The sequence below is a fragment of the Bacillus sp. FSL K6-2971 genome (assembly GCF_038006405.1).
Classification (GTDB): Bacteria; Bacillota; Bacilli; order Bacillales; family Bacillaceae; genus Bacillus; species Bacillus pumilus.
This window is the reverse complement of record NZ_JBBOVD010000001.1, coordinates 2,998,543-3,021,923: the sequence shown is the minus strand read 5'-3', so window position 1 is coordinate 3,021,923 and position 23,381 is coordinate 2,998,543. Positions and strand designations below refer to the sequence as shown.

The window sequence follows — 23,381 nt, the reverse complement described above, 5'->3', positions numbered from 1 at the left end:
CTTCATTAACATTCACTAATTATAAAGGATGTGCGTCTGATGTCAACATGTGTTTTCGTACAAAAGTCATGAATTTTTCTATTTTAGTATATGGAGGACAATAAAAAAACATCCCCTTCATCTTTGGAAGGGGATGTTTGAAGCATGATTATGATGCGAGCTGTTTAGGCGGGCTAGTAAACATAGAGATGAGTACGCCAATACCTGCGCCGATAATTGCTGGTACGACCCATCCAATGCCTAAATCGTAAAATGGAATGAATGCGTCTAAGAAGGCAGGCAAACCACCGAGATTGAATTTGGCAGCCAGTAAGCCGTCAATAATGGCAAAAAACCCAGTGAAAATCAGGGGTACTGCATAAATCACTCGTCTACCGTTAATCCAGCGGTCAAGGAATGACAATAAAATAATGACAATTGCCAGTGGATATATCGCTACGAGTACAGGGACCGATAGAGAGATGATTTGTGCCAGTCCAAGGTTTGCAACCAATGTGCTAAATAAAGAAACAATGAGTACGACTGTGCGATAAGAAAGTGCTGGGAAAAGCTTTGAAAAATATTCGCCGCATGATGAGACAAGCCCAACACTAGTTGTGAGACAAGCAAATAAAATGGCTACACCAAGGACAATGTTACCAGCAGAACCAAATAAAAAGCTTGCTGATAGTGAAAGCAGTTTGCCGCCTTCATTTGCCCCAACCATTCCGGTTGTATCAGGACTTGAAGCACCGACATAAGCAAGCGAGATATACACTAGTGCTAGTCCAGCTGCTGCAACAAGGCCAGCTTTTATACAGGCCGCCGCAAGAGATTTGCGCTCTGTGATGCCTCTTTCTTTAACAGCTGTCACAACAACGATTCCAAATACGAGAGAAGCGAGAGCATCCATTGTTTTATAGCCCTCTAAAAACCCAGTGAAGAGAGGGTTTGCTTTATAAGTCGCATCAGGCGCACCGATTATTCCCATCGGTGTAGCTATGGCTTTAAATACAATAATTGCAATGACCGTTAATAAGATAGGTGTCAACACTTTGCCGATTCGATCAACAAGCTTTGAAGGGTTCAAAGCGAGCAGATACGTAATCGTGAAAAACACAAGGGTGAATAAGAAAAGCGGTACCCATGAAGAGATTTGTGTTTCAGACAGAAACGGTGCTAATCCAATCTCGTAAGAAACCGTACCTGTTCGCGGGATAGCAAAAAATGGTCCTATGGATAAATACAGAATGACAGTGAAAATGGTTCCAAATATAGGATGGGCTTTATCCGCAAGGCCTTTTGCACCGGTACCTGTAAGGGCGATAGCAATAACTCCTAGAAGCGGAAGACCAACTCCTGTGAGTAAAAATCCACCGATAGCAAGCCAAACATTCTCACCTGCATATTGTCCAAGGACAGGCGGGAAAATCATATTTCCTGCGCCAAAGAATAATGCAAAAAGCATTAAACCAATGGCTAATGTCTCTTTTATACTTAAACTATTTTTCAAAATAGTTCCTCCTTATCCAGTGTATTGTGCTAAATTTAAATATTCTGACAATTTAGGTGTTTATGTGCCAATTGCACTATGCATGATATAGTGAAAATGAAAAGTTGTCAACTGCCATTTTCAGAAAATTCTCTGTCTGACTTCATTATGGTAACATATAAATGCATTTATTTTTAAAGCTTTTTGTAAGGAGTCCAAGTATGATTTATCTCGATAATAGTGCAACAACAAAACCGTACCCTGAGGTTTTACAAGTATATCAGCAAGTGAGTGAACGTTTTTTTGGGAATCCGTCTTCGCTACATCAGCTCGGAATTGATGCGAGCCGCTTGCTAAGTGAAACGAGAAAACAAATCCTTCACTATACAGGTTTGAAACAATATGAGGTTATTTTTACTTCTGGTGCAACAGAAGCAAATAACATCGCCATTAAAGGAGCAGCTCTCGCCAAAATGAATCGGGGGAAACATATTGTGACAACAGCAATTGAACACCCCTCTGTCATCGAATCGTTTGAACAACTGAAGGCTTTATTTGGTTTTGACATCTCCTATATTCAAGTAAATGAGCATGGCCATGCAGATATGAACCATTTAAAAGAAGTGCTTCGCCCTGATACAGTGCTTGTCAGCATGATGCACGTCAATAACGAAACGGGTGCCATCCAGCCGATTGAAGAAGCTGCTGGCATGATTCGTGAGCATGCTGAAAATGCCCTATTTCATGTCGACGGGGTGCAGGGAATGTGCAGAGTAGCACTTGATAAACAACTGGATGTGGATCTTTTGACGATATCTGGCCATAAAATTCATGGCTTAAAAGGCACAGGAGCGCTCTTTTTAAAGAAAGGTGTAGTGCTCGCACCTTTTATCACAGGAGGAGAGCAGGAATTAGGCCTACGTTCAGGTACCGAAAACCCTGCTGGTGCTGTCAGCTTAGCAAAAGCCATGAAACATTCATTCGAACTGCTGAAAATACATCATGATGAAATGCTAAACTTAAAAACGCAGCTGCAAAAGCAGCTTGGAGAAATAGAAGGTATTGTCATCAACACACCGCTAACCCAAAGTGCGCCGCATATTGTGAATTTTTCAGTACCAGGTATTCAAATTGAGGTCCTTCTTCATATGCTTGAAAAAGAAGGCATGTATGTTTCGACAACATCTGCCTGCTCAGCCAAGAAAAAAGAGCCAAGCCAAGTTCTCCTAGCGATGGGGAGGCCGGAAGAAGTGGCAAAAAGCAGTATGAGAATCAGTTTGACGTATGGACAAGGACCCGAACTAGCGCCGCAAATCATCACATCGATCGCACAAAGTGTGAAAAAATTAAAAGGAATGAGATAACAGCATGAAATATGATCATATTTTAGTCCGTTTTGGTGAAATTTCAACAAAAGGAAAAAATAGAAAGAAATTTATTGAAAAACTAAGGCAGCATATCCGGTTTGTATTGAAAGACTTTGAAGCATTAAAGTATGCATCTGACAGAGACCGCATTACGATTATGCTGAACGGAGAAGACCCTGAACCGATTTCAGAACAGCTTAAAGGCGTATTTGGCATTCAAAGCTTTAGTCTGGCGGTGAAATGTGAGACAAATCTCGATGCCATTAAAGAAGCATCTTTAACAGCGGTACAGGAAGTGTATGAACAAGGAAATACATTTAAGGTCTCAACGAAACGCTCTTATAAGCAATTTGAACTTGATTCAAATGAAATGAACCGGGAAATTGGCGGACATGTGCTGAAGAATACGGAAAACTTAACGGTCAATGTCAAACAGCCGGATGTGCATTTGCGCATTGAAATAAGAGAACATGCGACATATATTACATTTAAAGATGTCAAAGGTGCAGGCGGACTGCCAGTTGGTTCAAGCGGAAGAGCGATGCTCATGCTTTCAGGCGGCTTTGACAGCCCAGTTGCCGGCTATCAGGCCATGAAACGCGGAATTCAAATTGAAGCTGTACATTTCTTTAGTCCCCCATATACAACTGAACGTGCCAAGCAAAAGGTCATTGATCTTGCAGAATGTTTAGCGGCATATGGAGGCGAAGTGAAGCTGCACATTGTTCCTTTCACCAAAATTCAAGAGCTGATTCACAAACAAGTACCTGAAAACTATACGATGACATCAACAAGAAGAATGATGCTGAAAATAGCAGATAAAATAAGAGCGAAGCGTGATGCACTTGCGATTATTACCGGTGAAAGCCTTGGCCAAGTCGCAAGCCAGACGCTTGAAAGCATGTATGCCATTAATCATGTCACAAATACGCCAATCATTCGCCCGCTGATTGCGGTTGATAAAAATGACATTATTGATGAAGCGAGACGAATTGGCACATATGATACAAGCATTCAGCCTTTTGAGGATTGCTGTACGATCTTTACGCCGCCGTCTCCTAAAACAAAACCAAAGCTTGAGAAAGTAGAACGCTACGAAAGCTTTGCTGATTTCGAGCCAATGCTTGATGAGGCAGTAGATCAAATCGAAACGATTATCGTCAAAAATGAGAAGAAAGCGGCTGACGAATTCGCTGATTTATTCTAAAATAAAAATTTCATAATAATTACCATAAAATCAATCGCATGAAGTCATGTGTTTCTACACATTCTATATTCACAAGGAGGTGAGAACACATGGCTCAACAAAACAGACAAAGCAGTTCTAACCAATTAGTCGTTCCAGGCGCTGCACAAGCGATCGACCAAATGAAGTATGAAATCGCTTCAGAATTTGGTGTAAACCTTGGACCAGAAACAACAGCTCGCGCTAACGGATCAGTTGGTGGAGAAATCACTAAACGTCTTGTATCTTACGCTCAACAACATATGGGTGGCGGATCTTTCTAAGACACACAATTGAAAAGCTATGGCTTATGAGCGGGATTATTCCCGCTCTTTTCTTTTTGTACATATAAATTGTTAGAATATTTTTTAAAAAGAGGACGAATGGCGAAAATTATGGCATAATACTAGGAGTAGGTCCTAATTCAAGCATTTTTCAGTTATGAATGTTAGAATAGGTAAATTGAAACATGAATGGTTTCATAGAAAGAGGCAAAAAGGAGCTGTACCATGAAAAGAGAAGACTTAATTGCACCAGAACAATATAACTTAGTCAGCGAGATTGAAGCATTCAGTCATAACCGCGAGAAAATGGCTCTGCACTGGCAGGACGGAAATGGCGGGGAAGCACATGTGACTTATGCAGCTTTAGTGGAAGATGCCAATAAAATCGGACATGTGTTGTTAGATGCAGGCTTTAAAAAAGGCGATAAAATCATTGTGATGGTGCCGCGCATGCTAGAGGCATACAGCATTTATTTGGCTATTTTGAAAACAGGGATGGTCGTCATTCCTTGTTCAGAAATGCTGCGTGCAAAAGATTTAGATTACCGAATTGAACATGCAGAAGCAAAAGGAGCGATCGTTTACTCTTCATTCATTCAATCGTTCGATGGAACCAATCAGCCAAACGATTTTAAAACATTCTCAATCGGTGAAAACGATTATGGCTGGACAAACATTTTCGCGCAAAAGGAAGAGCAATCAAGCGAGCTGCAAATGGCTCCAACAACACGCACAGACATGGCGTTCTTATCCTATACATCAGGTACAACTGGTAACCCAAAAGGGGTTGTTCATACACATGGCTGGGCATATGCACATTTACGCACTGCTGCCAAAGCATGGCTCTCCATTAATGAAGGAGATAAAGTGTGGGCGACAGCAGGACCAGGCTGGCAAAAATGGGTGTGGAGCCCTCTCTTATCTGTGTTAGGAAGTGGCGCAGAAGGCTTTGTATACGGAGGGAAGTTCAATCCAAATACGTACTTAGAGCTACTTCAAAAAAATGAAATCAATGTCCTATGCTGTACGCCGACAGAATACCGATTTATGGCGAAAGTAGATGACTTGAGTCAATACGAGCTTCCAAAGCTGCATAGTGCCGTGTCTGCGGGAGAGCCGCTGAACCGTGAAGTCATTGATACATTCAAAAAGCATTTCGATATAGAAGTACGAGATGGCTATGGCCAAACAGAAAGCACACTGCTCGTAGGGGTGCTAAAAGGAATGGACATCAAGCCTGGTAGTATGGGCAAACCAACACCTGGTAACGAAGTCGAGATCATTGATGAAGACGGCAACGTATGCGCTCCTGGAGAAGTTGGTGACATTGCGGTTCATCTCGAAACGCCAGCGCTATTTAAGGAATACTACAAAGATGATGAGCGTACAAAGGCGCAGCGCCGCGGGAATTACTTTATTACCGGTGACCGAGCGAAAAAAGATGAAGATGGATACTTCTGGTTTGAAAGCCGCAGAGATGATATCATCGTCAGCTCAGGCTATACCATTGGGCCGTTTGAAGTAGAAGATGCGCTGATTAAACACCCAGCAGTTAAAGAATGTGCGGTTGTGGCTAGTCCAGATGAAATCAGAGGATCCATCGTGAAGGCATATGTTGTCCTGCGTGATGAATCAGCGCAAAGTGATAAGCTGATCAAAGAGCTACAAACACATGTCAAAAACACAACAGCACCTTACAAATACCCAAGAGAAATTGAATTCATTGACGAACTGCCAAAAACACCGTCAGCGAAAATCCGTCGTGTCGAGCTGAGAGAAAGAGAGCTTGCACGTAAGGGATCATGATGAATAAACGAAAAGCGTTTGGATGAAAGCATCCAGCGCTTTTTTTATGGAAAATTAAATCTGCTGGAAGTGATTATGATGTTTTATGTTAAAATGTGTAGGAATTGCTGGAAAAGGAGAATGTTAGAAGATGTTCATTGCCATCGTTCATGGAATTGTGCTTGCCTTTGGCCTCATTTTACCATTGGGCGCACAAAATGTATTTGTGTTTCAGCAAGGAGCGCTTCAGCCGCGATTATATCAGGCCTTACCTGTCGTTATCACTGCTGCTCTTTGTGACACACTTTTAATTGCGTTAGCTGTCATTGGGGTTTCTGTTGTGGTGTTCAACATTCCTGTACTGCAAATGTGTCTTTATCTCATTGGATTTTGTTTTTTAGTTTATATGGGATGGTCTGTGTGGAACACAAGCTCATCAACAGATGCTAAAGAGCAGCGGGAATTCATGCCTGCGAGAAAACAAATTCTCTTTGCCTGTTCAGTTTCACTTTTAAATCCCCACGCCATTCTCGATACCATTGGCGTGATTGGAACAAATTCGCTTCAATATAACGGGGCAGAAAAACTGGCATTTACACTCGCTTGTATCATCGTGTCCTGGTTATGGTTTATTGGGCTCGCTCTTTTAGGGAAAATGCTAGGGAAGTTAGATACAAACGGTAAGTGGATGAACCGTATCAATAAAGCTTCAGCGGTCATGATCTGGCTTGTCGCGTTATATATTGCGTATCAATTGGTTGTATAAAAGTACATAGAGGATAAAGCAAAGAAGCGCTTGGGAGGTAAGATCCGGCGCTTTTTTGTGTATTGGAAAGGCTCTTCAGCCAGTATCACTATCATCGCAAGAGGAAGATCACATTCAATTGCCTATAGGAAATGATAAGAAATAGGGTATATGATACATTACCACTAGTGGGTTTTATTAGCAAAAAGGACTATTACATTATTTTCCTTTAGAGGTTATAATTTTTTTGAAATTTGCTAAAGGAGGATATATGATGAAGTTAAGAAAAATGTTTTGTGTGTTAATGTTTATAGCACTTTTATTCGGACAATTTCCTGTAGGAAAAGCTATTACCATAAAAAAGGACGAGTCTTTTAAAAAGATACAAAATGATAAAATAGAAGAAAAACTCATAAAAAAGGCAAAAAAAAGCTCTCAATTTTTAAAGGCAAAAGAATTAGCCCAAAATAAAGGTTATCTATTAAATGGAGAAAGTGCAGCCGTTCATCTGAACGCTGCTGAAACGGATGTTGTTTACTTTTATCTTAAAAAGAAGAAGTCAGATAATCAGCTGTTAGACAATGTTTCCTTCATTTCAGTTTCATTGAGCCAAATAAAAGCTTACTATATTCAACTTGCAGAATACGATGAGAAAGGAAATTTGCACTCATATTTCTTCCAAAATGGAAAATTGAAAAATAAGTTCCATATCAACCAAAAAGGGGAGTTTTTAAAAGGATCTTTTACCTATGGTGAAAATGGTGCAAAGCAAGATATGATGGAATTAAATAAAAAAATTTTCCAGGCAGATGATTCAGAAATTCAAACGAGTTTTAGTTGGAACAAGTTTTGGAACTGCTTAAAAAAGCAAAGCGGCCCGAATGAATCTCTTCCGCTACGTTCAATGGTTTTAGGAGCGTGCTATTATATTTGTTTAACGGGACCTGCTAGCTGTATAGCATGCGCAGTGATTAATGGAGGAATATCTGCAGGAATAGCCGGTTATTGTGTGAAAAAAGTTTGGTGAATGGGGGTTTTAGAATGGCTCATAATGAACAGCGCAAGGGAGTAGTTCTTGCTGTTTTTGATACGTTGACATTTGGTATACCAGTGCTGCTATGGAATTTATATAAGAATACAAATACAACATTGAAATTCATGATTCCAATTATTCCTATTGTTGGTTTCATTACGTATCTTTTAGCATCTCTTCATTAATAAAATAAAAAACCTTTGCATGAGCATACCGCTCATGCAAAGGTTTTTTTTAAAAGATTGTTCGGTTTAAAAGACGGAGAGCTTGTACGATGTCATCCACCTGTTGTATATCTGAGGAAGAGAGACGGTCTATCAACATCTTTTCGATATACATGAAGGCTTCGTTCATACAAGCGCGGCCTTGGTCAGACAGCGTAATGACATGCTTTCGTTTATCAACTGGGTCTTCCTTTTTATCTATCAATTGTTTTTCATGTAGTTTTTTCAGTTCTCTACTGACATTCGGAAGAGACATGTGCTGACAGTCGGCAATTTCACTAGGCGTAAGCGGTTCGCTGACTGCTAGCTGCTCTAGTATTAAGTATTGTAAGGTCGTTAAGTTAGCTGGTTTGACTTTGTTCATCAGGTCATGTTTTAGTTCTGAAAAAGTAGAAGCAAATGCTACGAATTCCTGGAAGAAATGGGGATGCTTCATGTTTATCACCTCCTACGTAACATACCAAAATTATTATCAAAAAACAATTATCATTTGACAACTATATAACGAAGGTATATCCTTTAGTTATCAAATGATAATAAAAGGAGATCATACATGAATGTACTCATTATTTATACTCACCCCCATCACAATAGTTTAAATGGTGCTTTTTTAAAAGAAATTATGAAAGGCAGTGAAGAAAATCCACTAGTTCATGAAGTGAAAATCATCGATTTATACAAAGAAGAATTTGATCCCGTGCTGATTTTTAATAAAGAGAAAAAAAGACGTGACATGCATAAGGACCCTGACATTCAGGTGTATCAGGAGAAGATCAAATGGGCGGACAAAATCGTGTTCGTATATCCTATTTGGTGGGGAAGACCTCCAGCCATGCTGCTTGGCTTTATTGACCGCATGTTTGCTGCGAATTTTGCTTATCGTCAAACAGGCGGGCTGTTTCCAGAAGGACTGTTAAAAGGAAAAAGTGCTGTTTGTGTATCGACGATGCAAGGGCCAACCAACTACCCTTTGTTCTTTTTGCAAAATGCACACAAGATCTTAATGAAACGAGCCCTTTTACACTATGTCGGAATCAAACCTGTGAAGTTTTTTGAGTTCGGCATGATGGAAAGCCCAAAAGGAAAACATGACGTCAAATTAAAACGTATTTACAACTATTTCAGAAAAATCAGCTCATAAAACAGTTAGCGAAGTCACTTTTCTTCTAATTTGATCCTTTTATGTTTTAAAATAACAGTGAGGGTGGGAGAACTCTTCCTCGTCATTTGAAAAGGGGGATATGGATGAAGAAAACATTGTTTAAAGATGCAGCGCTTTTAACTCTTGATCCAACTTTAGGTTTTTTAGAAAAAGGAGATTTATTAATTGAAGGGACACACATTTTAGAAGTCGGACCTTTAATTGAAGCAAATGATGCCGCCATTGTTGATGCGTCCGATATGGTGATCATGCCAGGGCTTGTGGATACACATCGTCATGTGTGGCAGTCTGTCATCAGAGGCATAGGCACAGATTGGTCTTTACAGACATATTTGAGCAAAATCTATTATAGGAACTATGGTGCGATGAGACGCCCATCTGACGATCGAATTGCGAATTATTTAGGGGCATTAGAGGCGTTAGATGCCGGAGTGACCACATTTCTAGACTGGACGATGATCAATTCAATGGATCATACAGAAGAACTCATCGGAGGGTTGAAAGATGCGGGCATTCGAGCTGTTTTTGCTTTCGGTTCCTCTGGAGATGCTGAGTATTGGGATAGGGGGAGCACGCTCACCAATATGGAGGACGCAGCACGCGTGAAAAAAGCACATTTTCAATCATCAGATCAGCTTTTGACAATGGGGCTTGCGATTCGTGGACCAGAGTTTTCTTCATGGGAAACTTCAGTATTTGAAATTGAAACAGCCCGGTCGCTAGATGCTCTATGCAGTATGCACATTGGCTTTGGGAACTGGGGAGCGGAGGATCATTCGATTGAGCTGCTTCACAAAGCAGGGTTACTTGGACCTGACCTCAACATGGTGCATATCAATGCAATCGATGCGGATCAAATGAAGATGCTGGCAGATAGTGGAAGCTCCATATCCATTACACCTGAAATTGAGATGATGATGGGTCACGGTTATCCTGTCACAGGACTTGCGATCGAACAAGGTGTTCTTCCAACGCTCGGTGTAGACGTGGTCACAGCGACAGGCGGAGATTTGTTTGCTCAAATGAAATTCGGGCTTCAGGCAGAGCGTGCGATCCAAAATCAATCATTGCTGATGGAGGGCATTATGCCAGGACCTGAACTTGGAATTTCTGCTCATCAAATGCTTGAAGCTGCGACGATCAATGGAGCTCGTGCATTACAGCTTGATCATAAAATTGGCTCGCTCACACCTGGAAAAGAAGCTGATTTCATCCTGATCGACCGGACAAGCATGAATCTTCTGCCGATGACAGACCCTGCTGGAGCGGTTGTCCAAACGGCACATCCTTCAAATGTTGATTCTGTCTATGTGGCTGGAAAAGCAGTGAAACGAAACGGAAAGCTTGTCGGTGTGAACCTAGAAGAGGTCAAACGGAAAGCTTATGCGGCAAGAGATCATATTCTATCGCATAAGTTTGAATCAACTCCATCATAAACAAACATATCCCCATAGGCAACTGCCTATGGGGAATAGATTACAAGGATTCTTTAATGACCTTTTTGTAATACTGGACAGATAGGAATCCAAAGATAGAATATAACACCGTATAAATCGACATGACGATGAGCATTGGTGTCCACAGTTCACCGCCGAATAAAAACCAGCCTGACTGTATTGCAAAGTAGCTGTGCAGTAATCCGATGATGAGCGGAATCCCAAAGTTAAATAGCTGTTTGAGCCGAATGCCTTTTAATAGATCTTTCTCTGTAAAGCCAAGCTTACGTAAGATCGTGTACGAGCTTTGTTCCTCTTCACTTTCATTCATCTGTTTGAAGTATAAAATACAGCCTGATGTGACAAGGAAGCTTAGGCCTAAAAATCCGAGGACAAACATCATCAGTCCCATTGTTTGCTTCTGCTGCTGAGCTGAAGCTAATTGAGACATGCTGTCATCACCCATTTTTAAAGAAGTAAAGATGTCATTGGCTTGTTCAACATGTTTCTCATCATTTACATTGATCGCAATATATTGGTTATTCTCAAGCTGAAGCTTAGGATCCTTGTTTTGGTCCAGCTGTTCAAAGACGTTTTGACTAACAACGGCAACAGGCATGCCGCCAGCAGTGAACCGGTAAGAGATTAAGTGATCTTTCTTCATATCAATGACTTTTAAATCAAGTGGTTTCTTTATCAGAAGTTTCACATCACCTGAGCTTTTAATCGGCATGACTTTTTTTAATAAATCATTGTAGCCGCTTAAAATGACTTCGTTGTTCTCCACATGAATGCTTGGTACGTTCCTCTCACTAATTACAGGAAATATCAATACTCCTGGACTCTTATTCAAACTGCTTAACTCCGTATCAATGATCTTCTTTGCGTCAAAATCCGCTTGAATGACCTTGAACTGCTTTTTTTCATATGCAATATGCTTGTCTGAAAGTGCACGAGTGAAGGTGGCTGCTTCCTTTTCAGAGCCCATGACAAAATGTGATGGAATCTGTTGTTCAGCCGTTTTTTCTGCTGAGTAATAGGAAATGTAGCTTAAAGATAACAACCCGATCGCAAGAGCAGATACGGTTGTTATAATCGTTAAAAGCAGTGCATTTGATTTTAATCGGAACATAATAGATGACAAAGACAGGACTTCATGAATGGCGAGATAGCCATTTTTTCTTTTCCGTACAATATTGGCAATGAAAGAAACAGAGCCTTTATAAAAAAGAAAGGTACCGATAATGACAGAGGCTAGAATATAAATCATGGCTGAAAATAACTCAAGCATGGACGTGTATGAGCCGCTAAAAAGCTGAGAAGAAATATAATAGCCTGAGCCGATCAAGACAATACCGAAAACCCCAATGATGATTTCAAACACAGAGATTTTTTTCACACGCTGCTCTGTAGAAGACGTGGTTCTAAACAAAGATAAAATCGTCTGTCTATTAATAAACCATCTATTTCTTAACATAATTAATCCATAGATGATGAAAAAGACAATGAGCGTTTGCAGAAGGGCCATGCCTGAAAAATGCAGGTTGGCGATGGCGTTCACGCCGGTTACTTTAAATAACACCATCAGCATGAGCTTTGAACCGATAAATCCAGCTATGATGCCAACAGCCATTGAGAACACATATAGGATAAAATTTTCTGCATTGAGCAGTTTGGCAATTTTTTGTTTCGTCATGCCAATGAGCTGCAGGAGACCTATTTCTTTCCCTCGGCGTTTAATAAAAATGCTGTTCGCATATAACAGGAAGATCCCAACAATGGCAATGAGTAGGACCGAAGCGGCTTTAATCGACGCACCGCCCTTAATGGACCCTTTTACATCATCAAGTGCTGGTGAGTACTGCAAGGTGACAAAAGAAAAATAGAGCGCCACACTAAACACAAGAGCGAACACGTATAAGTAGTAATTTTTCAAATTTTTCTTCAGGTTTCGGAAGACGAGCTGATTAATGTTCATGCTTCACACCGCCTAAGACACCTTGCGTTTTCATAATATCCTCGAAAAACATCTTTCTCTCTAAAGCACCTTTATTTAACTGAGTATAGATTTGTCCGTCCTTGATAAAAATGACGCGTCTTGAATAGCTGGCTGCGACAGGATCATGTGTCACCATGACAATGGTTGCTTTTCGTTTTTGATTGAAATCTTGCAGCTTATTGAGTAAATCAGATGCAGATTTGGAATCAAGCGCTCCAGTAGGTTCATCTGCGAAAATCAGACTCGGCTCATGAATGAAGGCACGGACCGCTGATGTCCGCTGCTTTTGTCCACCAGAGAGTTCATTCGGGTATTTGTCTCTTAGTTCATAGATACCCATGTCCTCCGCAAGCTGTTGAAAACGTTCGAAAGCTTCTTTCTTCGGCGTTTTGGAGATAGATAATGGCAAGAGGATGTTCTCTTTGACCGTGAGTGTATCAAGTAAGTTATAATCCTGAAAAACAAAGCCAAGCTGCTTTTTTCTGAATTCTGCGAGCTGCTGATCCTTCATTTGCGTCATCTCAGCATCTGCGATACGAATCGATCCGCTGGACACATGATCGATCGAGGACAATACGTTCAGAAGGGTTGTTTTCCCCGAGCCTGATGGCCCCATGATGCTGACGAATTCTCCGGCTTCAATGGTCAAGTCAATGCCACTCAGCACCTCTTGTTTGTTGAATTTATTTCCGTAGCTTTTATATATTTTGCGAGCTTCTAAAATGTTCATTTGTCGATCCCCTTTTCTATTTAATTGATACCTCTAGTATAAAAAGAAGCCCGCCGCATTTCCTTCGATTTGGCGAACAAAACAGACGAGCATGTGACATTGTTGTCACATGCTCGCAATATGCACAAAATCATTCTTTTTCGGAAAGATGAAGGTGAAGGTTGTACCTTGATCTATCGTGGAGTTGACCTCGATCTTGATATGAAGAGCGTCTGCTCCTTTTTTTGTTAAATAGAGTCCCATTCCTGTTGAGGCTGTGTCATTGTGATGTCTTGTTGAGGTAAAGCCTTTTTCAAAAATACGTGGAATGTCTCTTGGGTCAATTCCTCTGCCTTGATCTGTAATCGTCAGCATCACTTGGTCATCCATTTTCTTGCTTTCAATGGCAATATCGGACGAATGACTGTACTTGACTGCATTTGTGAGTACCTGCCTGATCATAAAGGATAACCATTTTGTATCACTTAATACGTGACGTTCTTCTAGCGTGATTTCAAAGCCGATTCCTTTTTGCATGCACCATGATTGGAGCGCTTTGATTTCCTTCGCTATGATGCTTTGCAGGTCCAGCTGTTCAATAAATAAATCATTTTCGATATGACGTATTCTGCTTTGATGCAGCTGGGCATCGAGTAATAAATGAATTCTGAGCCATTCGTACGTCATATTCGATTTCAGCGGCTGTTCTGTTAAACGGTCAATCATTAAGTGCATCGCTGTGAGAGGTGTTTTCACTTCATGTATCCATGAGAGCAATTCATCCTTCTCTTCTTCAAGGGCGATTTGCTGCTCTGCTGCCATTAGCCTGTAGCGGGCAATTTGCTCAGACGTCGCATCATGTACAAGCTGTTCAAATGGGGAAGATGGAGTGAGCCGCATTTGATGATCAATATGATCGTCCCATTCTTTCAGACGCTCATAATACGCCGTTTCTTTACGGTATCGGAAAAAGAGAAAGACGATCATGAAAAACGTAGATAATAACACAATATAAAAAAGCGACGCCATTGGAATGGTCGTATCCAAATAAGCAACAAACAGAATGAGGAGCTGCAAACCAAGAAAGAACAGGATCCAGCTTCTTCGTTCTTTTAAAAATGCTTGCAGCATCATTGATCATCCTTTTCTTTTGCAAGATAGCCTTGGCCCACTTTTGTTTCAATGTAGGTGCCAAGGGAGATCTCATCTAGTTTTTTTCTAAGGCGATTGACGTTTACGGTCAGTGTGTTGTCACTGACAAACCGTTCATCCTCCCACAATGCTTGAATGAGTGATTCACGGCTGACAATATGATTTTTATGCTGAATCAATTCCTTAAGAATAAACAGTTCATTTTTCGTTAATTCCACTTCACCGTGGTCATTTGTGACGGTGTTTTTTTCTAGATCAATCGTAGCGCCACACCATACCTTTAGGCTAGCCGGTTCTGCATTATAATCATGCACGCGGCGAAGAACAGCACTGACTTTGGCAATGAGCACGTCAAAGTGAAAGGGCTTTTGTACAAAATCATCGGCACCGAGCTGCATTGACATGACCATATCAGCAGGATGGTCACGAGAGGAGAGGAAGATGATTGGTACATTTGAATGATGCCGAATCATCCGGCACCAATGAAAGCCATCGTATTTTGGCAGCTGTATATCAATAATGACGAGATCAGGCTGAACAGAAGTGAATTCCTGCATCACCTGTTGAAAATCGTGAATCCCATAAACATCATAGGACCAGTTGACTAGACGTTCTTTGATTTCTTGGAAGAGGGTTGTATCGTCCTCAATGAGTAGAATTTTAAACAAAACCAGCACCACACTTTTTGTATTCGCTTGTATGTCATTGTAGCGGAAAAAAGATGCTGCCGCTAGAAGCAGATAAGAAAAAAGCAAGGGAAGGGGTCCCTTGCTTCTGTTTATTTACCTAAAAAGTGCTTTTTAAAGAATGATAGTTGATACTCGAGTGTGAGCGGATCATTAAAATAGAATTCTTCTGCATTTGCCACATACACACGATGTTTTTTCACAGCTGGTATGGACTTGTAAATTTCACTGTTTTGATAGGAATTGTCCATTTCGCTGTTTTTACTAATGATCATATAGTCTCCAGCAAATTCAGGGATGACCTCTTGCGAAACTGCATAGTAGCCAGCTTTTAATGCTTTTTCTTTCACTTTTTCAGGCATTTTTAGTTTCATTTCTTGGTAGAGAATTTCTGTGCCGCGGCCCCATGCATCTCCAAACACGTAAAGATCTTTTGTGCCGCTTTCAAATACAGAAACCGTCGCATCCTTACCGATTTTTGCTTTGATTTCTTTTCCAGCTTCAGCTGCGCGTTTTTTAAAATCTTTTACCCATGATTTGGCTTCTTTTTCTTTGTTTAATACTTTTCCAATTTCAATATGCTGCTGAAGGTAATCGACTTTGTTATACGTAAACAAGACGGTTGGTGCGATTTTTTTTAGTTTTTCTACATTTTTTGTATTGCTTAAGCCAATGATGACATCAGGCTTTAGCTTCATGATTTTTTCCACATTCTCATCCGACACTTCTTCCACATTTTTTAATTCCTTTTGGAAGCGTGGGTTCTTTTTTGACCAAGAGTCGACGCCGACCAGGTTCACACCAAGTGACATGACATTACCTGTGTAGGAACCAAGTACAACGACACGTTTTGGGTGCGCTGGCAGCTTCACAGGGCCATTTTCAGATTCATATGTAATCTTGTCTGATGATGTTGATTGATTTCCTTTATTTGAGGAAGAGCTGCTGCTATTGCCACATGCGCTCAATGCAAGTACAAAGATGAGCATCAGAGGGAACAATATTTTCTTCATGAATGTAGACTCCTTTGAAATCGGCACATTAGCCGGGTATTTGATTACATGAGTGATAATGATAATTATTATCACTTGGATATCATATCATAGAAGTACGGTCTATTGTCAATTACATTTTGATAGTTGGTGATAAAAAATAGGAGGGGAGATTTTTGGTAGAAAAAAAGATCAAGGCAGCATATGACCTGATCTTTTTTCTTATTTAAACCAGCCTTTTTCTTTAGAGCGTGTGATAGCCTCAATACGGTTTTTGACTTCTAGTTTATCTAAAATAATGGAAATGTAGTTACGGACAGTGCCGCTTTTAATGCTGAGTTCCTTTGCGATCTCTTTCGTGTTTTTGCCGTCTGCGACGAGTTCAAGGACGGATTTTTCTCGTTGGGTTAAAGGATTTTCGTCGCTATATAAGTCTTCCATTAATTCAGGGGCGTATACCTTTTTTCCTTTCATCACGCTGCGAATGGCACTTGCCAGATCTTCGCTTGGGCTGTCTTTCAGCATATAGCCGCTAACGCCAGCTTTCAGCGCCCTTTGGAAATATCCAGAACGGGCAAAGGTCGTTAAAATGATGATTCTCACATCTGATTCCTTGAGTTCTTCGGCTGCATCCAGTCCCGTTTTCCCTGGCATTTCAATATCCATTAAACAAATATCAACGGGGTGTTTTTTAGCAAAATCAATGGCGTCCTGGCCGTTTGTGCCTTTTCCAACAACCGTCATATCATCTTCTAAATCAAGTAGTGAACCGAGTGCACCAAGCAGCATTTGCTGATCCTCTGCGATAAAAATGTTGATCATTTCATTCCCTCCTTGTCTTTTGCTGCTGAATCATTTGGAATGCTCATGATCAGCTTCGTCCCATTTTTTGTCTCAAGGTGAAGGCGTCCATTTGCAAATTCCAATCGTTCTCTAATCCCTAAAAGGCCATGTCCCTTCGTTTGAGAGGAGGGGGGATCACCTTTAAATGTCCCATCATCTTCAACCGTGATGACCGCTTCTTTTGACTTTTGATGAATGGTTATTTTACAGACTGTGGCATCACTATGTTTGACGATATTGGTGACCGCTTCTTTGATACACATGCTCACAATGTTTTCGTTAAGAAGAGAGATGTGTTTTGGCGCTTCCTTTTCATCATAGATCAATTCAATTCCAGCTGCTTCGAGAATTTGCTCAATGTTCGACAGTTCATCCTTGATCCGAATACCTTTCATGGAGGACACAATTTTCCGCACTTCATTGAGAGACGTTCTGGCTGTTTGCTGGACGCTTTTCAGTTCGGCGCGTGCCTGCTCTGGGTCTTTATAAACCAGTTTTCGGGCAAGATCACTCTTTAAACCGATGAGGGAAAGCTTTTGTCCAAGGGTATCATGCAGATCACGTGCAATGCGCTGCCTTTCTTCAATTTTTACAAGGTCAGCGATCCGTTCATTGGCATCTTCTAATTTCTCTTCGAGCCGTTCACGTTCCTTCCTGCTTCGAATGCTGAGAGGGAGGAGAATGGCACTAATGAGTGTAATGAGAACCAAGGGAATTTGCGTGAGAAACCAGCCCTTTTTTAAGATCAGACTGAAGTTTACCGCAATGGCGGCGCTCCCGACATGAATATAGTATAAGATATAGAAAGGTACTTTTCTTTTAATATGCCCATTGAAATAGGCGATGCAAAAAGCGAAATAAATGTAGCTGTAGAGTATGACATAGCCAGTAGAAATCGCAATCAAGAGAAGGCCTAATACATATAAAGACCAGCCTTTTGCGATAAAGGCAAAACGATAGACAGCGAAAAAGACAACGTTCAAAATAATGCCGATCACAATGCCTAAAGTCGAAGGAGCCTTAATGATAAAATAAAAGGGAAGGATGAAAAAAATGGCCCATATATACGGGGATATCCCATGCAATTTTTGAATTTTAAGTTGTTTTTTCATCCGTGAATCACCTTTTCCATTTTTTCATTCTTTTTCACTACTTTAACAAATTGAACACGTTATCGCATCCTGTAAATACCAACAAGCTCCTTCTATTGTAAGAAAGAGCTTGCGTCGTTTATGCATTCTTCTTGAGAATGTCTCCTTTGATGACAGGTGTGCTTCTCGTCTGACGTGCTTCTTTAAAGGTAACGAATGCTTTCGTTTCTTCATCCCAAAGTCTAAATTTCATTGACTCGATACTTGTTTTTAAAGTGATGGTTGGAACATTTTGAAGCGGCTCACTATGCTCATGTGCATGCTCCAAGTGATAATTTGGTACCCTCGGACTTAAATGATGGACATGGTGATAACCGATATTACCTGTTAACCACTGAAGAAGCTTTGGCAATTTGTAAAAAGAACTGCCTTCTACAGCTGCCTGCACATAATTCCAATTCTCATCTGCTTCAAAGTAAGAATCCTCAAACGTATGCTGCACATAAAACAGCCATACACCGATTGATCCAGAAATCAGAAAGATTGGACCTTGGACAAGTAACAAACCTTCCCAGCCAAAAAGGAGATAGGTAGCTCCTGCCAATAAAACAATTGATATGTTTGTGAAATACGTGTTCCAACGCTCTTTTTTACGAGCATTTTTGACGTTGAAACGGTTTTGAAACAGGAAAACAAAGATCGGTCCTAAAATAAACATGACAAAAGGATTGCGATAAAATCTGTAGCGGAATTTCGTCCAAGCTGATGCTTCTTGATATTCTTTGACTGTCAGGAGCCAAATGTCGCCAGTACCTCGTTTGTCTAGATTACTGCTTGTGGCATGGTGAATTGAATGATCTCTTTGCCATTGAAGATAAGGGAAAAGGGTGAGTACACCCGTTATGAAACCAAACAGGTGATTCAGTGGCTTCTGTCTGAAAAAGGATTGATGGCAGCAGTCGTGAAAAATAATAAAGACACGTACTAAAAAACCAGCTGCAATAACCGCAAAGAAGAGGGTTAAAAGATAGGAGATGTTCAGGCTATAATAGGCAAGAAACCAAAGCCCCAAAAATGGAATAAATGTATTAAGGAGTTGCATGATACTTTTTTTTGAATCAGCACCAGAAAATTGACCAACTTGTTTTCTTAAAGTCGCTTGCTTCTGTGTGTTTGTTGAAGTCGTCATGAACGTTCAAGTCCTTTCCGTTTCTTTCTACTTCAAAGTATAGAAGGAAAGGTGTCATGCTCATAGTAGCACCCATCATGTATTCGATATGACATTTGTCATGTTGATTGCAGGAAAGGCTGACGGTATCAAGGTTTGTAAGCTTATTTTATTTTAAATAAAAAAGTAAAGGCGATTAGCCTTCACTTTTTATGAACGTGCTTCATGAACTTTTAATTGCTTGCCTTTAATGGTTGTGTGGCGCATGGCATTCAGCACAAGAGGGCCTTTACCGTTTAAAATATCGACATATGTTTTTGTATCTTGAATGGTAATAATCCCAATGTCATCAAAGGCAACGCCTTCTATTTTGGCAATGGTCCCAACGAAATCAACAGCCCGCAGCTTCTTTTTCTTCCCGCCGTTAAAATAAAGCTTCATTATATCCTTTTCAACGCCTGCCTGTTTATTTTCCTTTTGAATCGGCGTTTCAATCTTTTCTTCAAAGCGTTCTACATGCTGCTCTGCGTCTTCCTTTGTTGGGTATGGCTGCGTCTTGAAATCAATACCTGCTTCCTGCTTTAATTCATCAATCAGAGGCTTTGCATTATTGGTCATAAACGCAATGGTTTTTCCGCTTTTTCCCGCTCTGCCTGTTCTTCCTGTTCGGTGAATATAGCGCTCTTTTTCATAGGGGAGGTCATAATGAATCACATGTGTCATATCACTGACATCAATGCCCCGGGCTGCTATATCGGTTGCGATCAAATAACGGAATTCGCCGTTTTTGAATTCATCCATGACAGCGAAGCGGTCTTCTTGTCTCATGCCTCCATGAATTTTGTCACAAGGCACATCCCATTCATCCAGCTTCATCGTGAGTTCATTCACTCGGTCCTGTGTATTACAGAAAATAATGCAGCTATCTGGATTTTCAATGACGATCGTACGCTGAAGAAGAGAGAATTTCGCTTCTTCTTCCGTTTCAATCACGGTGTGGGTGATTTGTGGTACAGACGTTTCCGCGCGTGCTATTTCAATTACTTTTGGTGATTGTAGAAACTGTTCACTTAATTTCTTCATCTCATCAGACATGGTCGCTGAAAAGAGCATTGACATGCGCTTTGGTGGCAGATACTGAATAATAGAAGAGACTTGATCAATAAATCCCATGTTCAGCATTTCATCCGCTTCATCTAACACGAAAAATTTAAGGTTTTCTAAGGAAAGAGTACCTTTCTCAAGGTGATCTAAGACTCGTCCTGGTGTTCCGCACACAATGTGGTTTTTTTGTGCAAGCTCTACTTTTTGAGCTTGGAAAGGGGCTTTTCCATAAATGGCAGTGGCTTTGATTCGTTTCAATCGTCCAAGGCTTGTGAGATCCTGTTTGACCTGCATGGCGAGTTCTCGCGTTGGAACGAGGATAAGGGCTTGAGGTTTATTTTCAGCCCAATCGACCATTTCACAAATCGGGAGACCATAGGCTGCGGTCTTGCCGCTGCCAGTCTGAGATTTGACAATCAAATCCTGCCTTGAAAAAGCAACGGATAATGTCTCGTGCTGAACAGGTGTAGGTGTATGGAAGTGAAGTGCTTTTAGCGCTTGTTTTAAATCATCGCTTAATGGATATTGATCAAATTGTTGTAATGTCATCGAGTTCTCCTTTTCGTACATTCATACTTGTGACATCATACCATAATCATGACCGGGAATGAAAAAACATGAAAAAAAGCCCCATAAAGGAGCTTTTTTGATTAAAGGAATCTGCGTTTTACTTTTTCCCAGTAGGAGTTGTCTTTTAATTTCACCGTTTTAATGACTTTTCCTGAAAGGCCGATGTCAATTTGTTTGACATGTTTCGTGCCAAGCGCTTCGTTATCAAGCCCGATAATCGGATGGTCGTTACCGTCCTGCACAACCTTCAGCGTTAGCTTGCGGTCACTGCTTAAGATGAAAGGAGCACCCAGTGTACGATACGAGTTGTTGTTTAGAGATGCGAGCTCTGTGACTTGCATACAAGGGAGCATCGGATCAACCACTGCGCCATTTACCGATTTGTTGTAGGCTGTTGAGCCAGTCGGAGTAGAAATAATCATTCCGTCTCCTCTAAATGTTTCAAAGTGGAAATCATCTATATACACATCGATCACAAATGTTTTAATAATGCTTGAGCGGATCGACAGTTCATTTAAGCAATGGAACTGGTTTGTACTGTCAACGCTTACATCAATGATCGGATATTTTCTCACTTCAATCTGTTCAGTGTTCATGGCATCAATCATTTTATCAAAATGTTCTAATGAAAAATCGCAGTATAGATGCGAATTCTCTGTTTTTGATACCCCTACATACAGGCAGTCATCCCGGAAATTCGTTTTACGGACTGCTTGAAGAAATGTGCCATCTCCGCCAATTGAAGCAATAATATGGGCATCCTCTGCACGCTTGACGACTTGAAAGCCTTGATCGGTAGCGAGCTTCTCCAGAGAAGAAATGTGTCCATCCAATTCATGATCTTTTTTGTAAAAGAAAAATACATTGCGACGATTGTCTGTCATTGACGTTCTCCCCTTCGTTGTCAAAAGTAGATTTAGAGTAATAAAGGGCTTACATATGAAGCCTTGCTCACATTTTACACTTTTTTCATATGAAAGTAAAAACATTAGAAAAACCTTCATGATGGTGGCATTCATTTTTAGAAATGAGTCAATGTAAGGGATTTGAAAAGGGCAGAATTTGAGCATAATTGAATAGCTGTTTTCTCATGAAAGAGTGGATTAGGTGTTTCGTTGTGGTGAAGCTCTAGCCTATTAGATGCAGAGAGAGGAGAAAAAAGCCAATTTTTCGTCATGCGTATCACTTGGCAGACGATGTAAAGTTGATCGTGAATAAAGAGAGGTGCTATCATATGATGAAATGAAATGTAAAAAAACCACAATTCCTGTGAAACATTTCATGTGAATATTCGTATCAATGAAGAGAGACAAAAAGGAGGAGAAAAAGATGAATGCGAAAAGATGGGTAGCGTTAATCATTGCACTTGGAGTTTTCGGATTTTCAATTGTGATTAGTGTCACGACGGCTTTGTATGAAAGCTTCAATGACAATAAAATGAGCTATCAATTTGGGGATGAAATAGAAGAAAAGGTACTAGAGGATGGAAGTGGTGCTGGAAAAATAGCGGTTCTTGAGATTAATGGAACCATTCAAGATAATGGCGGCGCATCAAGTCTATTAGGCGGAGAAGGTTACGATCATCGTGCATTTCTTAAGGAACTAGAAAAAGCGAAAGATGATGCTTCAGTAAAAGGTGTACTGCTGCGCGTCAACTCTCCTGGCGGCGGTGTCTATGAAAGTGCAGAAATACATAAAAAATTAGAAGAAGTGAAAAAAGCGAAGAAGCCGATTTACGTCTCCATGGGCTCAATGGCAGCTTCTGGCGGTTACTACGTATCAACTCCAGCCAAGAAAATCTTTGCTTCACCTGAAACATTAACAGGATCGTTAGGTGTGATCATGCAAAGCTTGAACTATTCAAAGCTGGCAGATAATTTAGGTATTAAATACGAAACAATTAAGAGCGGAAAATTCAAAGACATCATGTCGCCAAATCGTGACATGACAAAAGATGAGCGCGACATCATGCAAAGCATGGTCGATAACTCGTATGAAGGATTTGTCAAAGTCATCTCTGAAGGACGCGGCATGTCAAAACAGAACGTCAAGAAAATTGCTGACGGCCGGGTCTATGACGGAACACAGGCGAAATCCAACGGATTAGTCGATGAGCTTGGATATTATGAAGATGCAATTAAAGCAATGAAGAAAAATGAAAAAGGGTTAAAAGGAGCGACAGTGATCAGCTATTCTCAAAGCTTTGGCTGGAACTCTCTCTTCAATATGAGTGCAAGCAAACTTTTTAAAAGCGAAATTGATTTTCTCAATCTAAAAGAAACACTGGCTGGCTCAAACGGGTCTAAACCGATGTATCTCTATTCAAAATAAAGGA

22 protein-coding genes are annotated in these 23,381 nt (G+C 40.6%); 10 read left to right on the top strand and 12 right to left on the bottom strand.

Annotation, left to right across the window (positions count from 1 at the left end):
• Window positions 1-148: 148 nt before the first annotated feature.
• Window positions 149-1,492, bottom strand: a complete 1,344-nt coding sequence (brnQ, locus tag MHI33_RS16150) for a branched-chain amino acid transport system II carrier protein (RefSeq protein WP_065098605.1) — start codon at window positions 1,490-1,492, stop codon at window positions 149-151.
• A gap of 200 nt (window positions 1,493-1,692) precedes the next feature.
• Here brnQ and MHI33_RS16145 point away from each other — a divergent pair, with 200 nt between their 5' ends.
• The 7 genes from MHI33_RS16145 (at window position 1,693) to MHI33_RS16115 (ending at window position 8,095) form a co-directional block, all read left to right on the top strand.
• The gene (locus MHI33_RS16145; protein ID WP_278176078.1) at window positions 1,693-2,835 is read left to right on the top strand and encodes a cysteine desulfurase family protein; all 1,143 of its coding nucleotides are present in this window, start codon (window positions 1,693-1,695) and stop codon (window positions 2,833-2,835) included.
• A 4-nt stretch (window positions 2,836-2,839) separates the two neighbouring features.
• Window positions 2,840-4,045 (top strand): tRNA uracil 4-sulfurtransferase ThiI, encoded by a 1,206-nt coding sequence (thiI, locus tag MHI33_RS16140; protein WP_340912561.1) that lies wholly within the window; start codon window positions 2,840-2,842, stop codon window positions 4,043-4,045.
• Between the two features lie 89 nt (window positions 4,046-4,134).
• Window positions 4,135-4,347 carry an alpha/beta-type small acid-soluble spore protein gene (locus tag MHI33_RS16135; RefSeq protein ID WP_003216385.1) on the top strand — a complete coding sequence of 71 codons (213 nt, stop codon included), beginning with the start codon at window positions 4,135-4,137 and terminating at the stop codon, window positions 4,345-4,347.
• Window positions 4,348-4,572: 225 nt separating this feature from the next.
• Entirely contained in the window at window positions 4,573-6,153 is a 1,581-nt protein-coding gene (mbcS, locus tag MHI33_RS16130; RefSeq protein WP_217013068.1) for an acyl-CoA synthetase MbcS, read from the top strand.
• Between the two features lie 130 nt (window positions 6,154-6,283).
• Window positions 6,284-6,898: a LysE/ArgO family amino acid transporter gene (locus MHI33_RS16125; protein WP_340912558.1), complete on the top strand. Its 615-nt coding sequence runs from the start codon at window positions 6,284-6,286 to the stop codon at window positions 6,896-6,898.
• Between the two features lie 253 nt (window positions 6,899-7,151).
• Window positions 7,152-7,904, top strand: a complete 753-nt coding sequence (locus tag MHI33_RS16120) for a hypothetical protein (RefSeq protein ID WP_217013070.1) — start codon at window positions 7,152-7,154, stop codon at window positions 7,902-7,904.
• A 14-nt stretch (window positions 7,905-7,918) separates the two neighbouring features.
• On the top strand, window positions 7,919-8,095 hold the full coding sequence (locus tag MHI33_RS16115; RefSeq protein ID WP_185107143.1) for a hypothetical protein: 177 nt from the start codon (window positions 7,919-7,921) through the stop codon (window positions 8,093-8,095).
• 49 nt (window positions 8,096-8,144) lie between these two features.
• On the opposite strand, the gene MHI33_RS16110 is transcribed toward MHI33_RS16115, so the two are convergent.
• On the bottom strand, window positions 8,145-8,570 hold the full coding sequence (locus MHI33_RS16110) for a MarR family winged helix-turn-helix transcriptional regulator (protein WP_340912554.1): 426 nt from the start codon (window positions 8,568-8,570) through the stop codon (window positions 8,145-8,147).
• Window positions 8,571-8,687: 117 nt separating this feature from the next.
• Here MHI33_RS16110 and MHI33_RS16105 point away from each other — a divergent pair, with 117 nt between their 5' ends.
• Complete coding sequence (locus MHI33_RS16105; RefSeq protein ID WP_111911292.1) at window positions 8,688-9,275, top strand: NAD(P)H-dependent oxidoreductase; 588 nt, start codon at window positions 8,688-8,690, stop codon at window positions 9,273-9,275.
• A gap of 104 nt (window positions 9,276-9,379) precedes the next feature.
• Window positions 9,380-10,732, top strand: coding sequence for an amidohydrolase family protein (locus MHI33_RS16100; RefSeq protein WP_340912549.1), 1,353 nt, complete (start codon window positions 9,380-9,382; stop codon window positions 10,730-10,732).
• Window positions 10,733-10,772: 40 nt separating this feature from the next.
• Here MHI33_RS16100 and MHI33_RS16095 read toward each other — a convergent pair whose 3' ends face one another.
• The 10 genes from MHI33_RS16095 to MHI33_RS16050 all read right to left on the bottom strand — a co-directional run bounded on the left by MHI33_RS16095 (window position 10,773) and on the right by MHI33_RS16050 (window position 21,930).
• On the bottom strand, window positions 10,773-12,710 hold the full coding sequence (locus tag MHI33_RS16095; protein WP_126740809.1) for an ABC transporter permease: 1,938 nt from the start codon (window positions 12,708-12,710) through the stop codon (window positions 10,773-10,775).
• Entirely contained in the window at window positions 12,700-13,461 is a 762-nt protein-coding gene (locus MHI33_RS16090; protein WP_044139317.1) for an ABC transporter ATP-binding protein, read from the bottom strand. The genes MHI33_RS16095 and MHI33_RS16090 overlap by 11 nt, the downstream gene beginning before the upstream one ends.
• Window positions 13,462-13,566: 105 nt before the next feature.
• Window positions 13,567-14,571, bottom strand: coding sequence for a sensor histidine kinase (locus MHI33_RS16085; RefSeq protein ID WP_065098595.1), 1,005 nt, complete (start codon window positions 14,569-14,571; stop codon window positions 13,567-13,569).
• Complete coding sequence (locus MHI33_RS16080; RefSeq protein WP_148660152.1) at window positions 14,571-15,260, bottom strand: response regulator transcription factor; 690 nt, start codon at window positions 15,258-15,260, stop codon at window positions 14,571-14,573. Before MHI33_RS16080 ends, MHI33_RS16085 begins: the two co-directional genes overlap by 1 nt.
• 110 nt (window positions 15,261-15,370) lie before the next feature.
• A complete protein-coding gene (locus tag MHI33_RS16075; RefSeq protein ID WP_340912544.1) occupies window positions 15,371-16,291 on the bottom strand; it encodes an iron-hydroxamate ABC transporter substrate-binding protein in 921 nt (306 codons plus the stop codon).
• Between the two features lie 201 nt (window positions 16,292-16,492).
• Entirely contained in the window at window positions 16,493-17,092 is a 600-nt protein-coding gene (locus MHI33_RS16070; protein WP_044139312.1) for a response regulator transcription factor, read from the bottom strand.
• Complete coding sequence (locus tag MHI33_RS16065; RefSeq protein ID WP_340912541.1) at window positions 17,089-18,225, bottom strand: sensor histidine kinase; 1,137 nt, start codon at window positions 18,223-18,225, stop codon at window positions 17,089-17,091. Before MHI33_RS16065 ends, MHI33_RS16070 begins: the two co-directional genes overlap by 4 nt.
• Window positions 18,226-18,343: 118 nt before the next feature.
• Window positions 18,344-19,393 (bottom strand): fatty acid desaturase, encoded by a 1,050-nt coding sequence (locus tag MHI33_RS16060; protein WP_106066888.1) that lies wholly within the window; start codon window positions 19,391-19,393, stop codon window positions 18,344-18,346.
• Window positions 19,394-19,582: 189 nt separating this feature from the next.
• Window positions 19,583-21,025, bottom strand: coding sequence for a DEAD/DEAH box helicase (locus MHI33_RS16055; RefSeq protein WP_106066889.1), 1,443 nt, complete (start codon window positions 21,023-21,025; stop codon window positions 19,583-19,585).
• 101 nt (window positions 21,026-21,126) lie between these two features.
• Window positions 21,127-21,930, bottom strand: coding sequence for an NAD kinase (locus MHI33_RS16050; protein WP_003216672.1), 804 nt, complete (start codon window positions 21,928-21,930; stop codon window positions 21,127-21,129).
• A gap of 445 nt (window positions 21,931-22,375) precedes the next feature.
• Here MHI33_RS16050 and sppA point away from each other — a divergent pair, with 445 nt between their 5' ends.
• On the top strand, window positions 22,376-23,377 hold the full coding sequence (gene sppA, locus MHI33_RS16045; RefSeq protein WP_050943576.1) for a signal peptide peptidase SppA: 1,002 nt from the start codon (window positions 22,376-22,378) through the stop codon (window positions 23,375-23,377).
• The last annotated feature ends 4 nt before the right edge of the window (window positions 23,378-23,381 follow it).

Coding starts and splice junctions, on each gene's coding strand:
- MHI33_RS16145 (WP_278176078.1), top strand. CDS start 1,693: ATGATTTATCTCGATAATAGTGCAACAACAAAACCGTACCCTGAGGTT.
- thiI (WP_340912561.1), top strand. CDS start 2,840: ATGAAATATGATCATATTTTAGTCCGTTTTGGTGAAATTTCAACAAAA.
- MHI33_RS16135 (WP_003216385.1), top strand. CDS start 4,135: ATGGCTCAACAAAACAGACAAAGCAGTTCTAACCAATTAGTCGTTCCA.
- mbcS (WP_217013068.1), top strand. CDS start 4,573: ATGAAAAGAGAAGACTTAATTGCACCAGAACAATATAACTTAGTCAGC.
- MHI33_RS16125 (WP_340912558.1), top strand. CDS start 6,284: ATGTTCATTGCCATCGTTCATGGAATTGTGCTTGCCTTTGGCCTCATT.
- MHI33_RS16120 (WP_217013070.1), top strand. CDS start 7,152: ATGAAGTTAAGAAAAATGTTTTGTGTGTTAATGTTTATAGCACTTTTA.
- MHI33_RS16115 (WP_185107143.1), top strand. CDS start 7,919: ATGGCTCATAATGAACAGCGCAAGGGAGTAGTTCTTGCTGTTTTTGAT.
- MHI33_RS16110 (WP_340912554.1), bottom strand. CDS start 8,570: ATGAAGCATCCCCATTTCTTCCAGGAATTCGTAGCATTTGCTTCTACT.
- MHI33_RS16105 (WP_111911292.1), top strand. CDS start 8,688: ATGAATGTACTCATTATTTATACTCACCCCCATCACAATAGTTTAAAT.
- MHI33_RS16100 (WP_340912549.1), top strand. CDS start 9,380: ATGAAGAAAACATTGTTTAAAGATGCAGCGCTTTTAACTCTTGATCCA.
- MHI33_RS16095 (WP_126740809.1), bottom strand. CDS start 12,710: ATGAACATTAATCAGCTCGTCTTCCGAAACCTGAAGAAAAATTTGAAA.
- MHI33_RS16090 (WP_044139317.1), bottom strand. CDS start 13,461: ATGAACATTTTAGAAGCTCGCAAAATATATAAAAGCTACGGAAATAAA.
- MHI33_RS16085 (WP_065098595.1), bottom strand. CDS start 14,571: ATGCTGCAAGCATTTTTAAAAGAACGAAGAAGCTGGATCCTGTTCTTT.
- MHI33_RS16075 (WP_340912544.1), bottom strand. CDS start 16,291: ATGAAGAAAATATTGTTCCCTCTGATGCTCATCTTTGTACTTGCATTG.
- MHI33_RS16070 (WP_044139312.1), bottom strand. CDS start 17,092: ATGATCAACATTTTTATCGCAGAGGATCAGCAAATGCTGCTTGGTGCA.
- MHI33_RS16065 (WP_340912541.1), bottom strand. CDS start 18,225: ATGAAAAAACAACTTAAAATTCAAAAATTGCATGGGATATCCCCGTAT.
- MHI33_RS16060 (WP_106066888.1), bottom strand. CDS start 19,393: ATGACGACTTCAACAAACACACAGAAGCAAGCGACTTTAAGAAAACAA.
- MHI33_RS16055 (WP_106066889.1), bottom strand. CDS start 21,025: ATGACATTACAACAATTTGATCAATATCCATTAAGCGATGATTTAAAA.
- MHI33_RS16050 (WP_003216672.1), bottom strand. CDS start 21,930: ATGACAGACAATCGTCGCAATGTATTTTTCTTTTACAAAAAAGATCAT.
- sppA (WP_050943576.1), top strand. CDS start 22,376: ATGAATGCGAAAAGATGGGTAGCGTTAATCATTGCACTTGGAGTTTTC.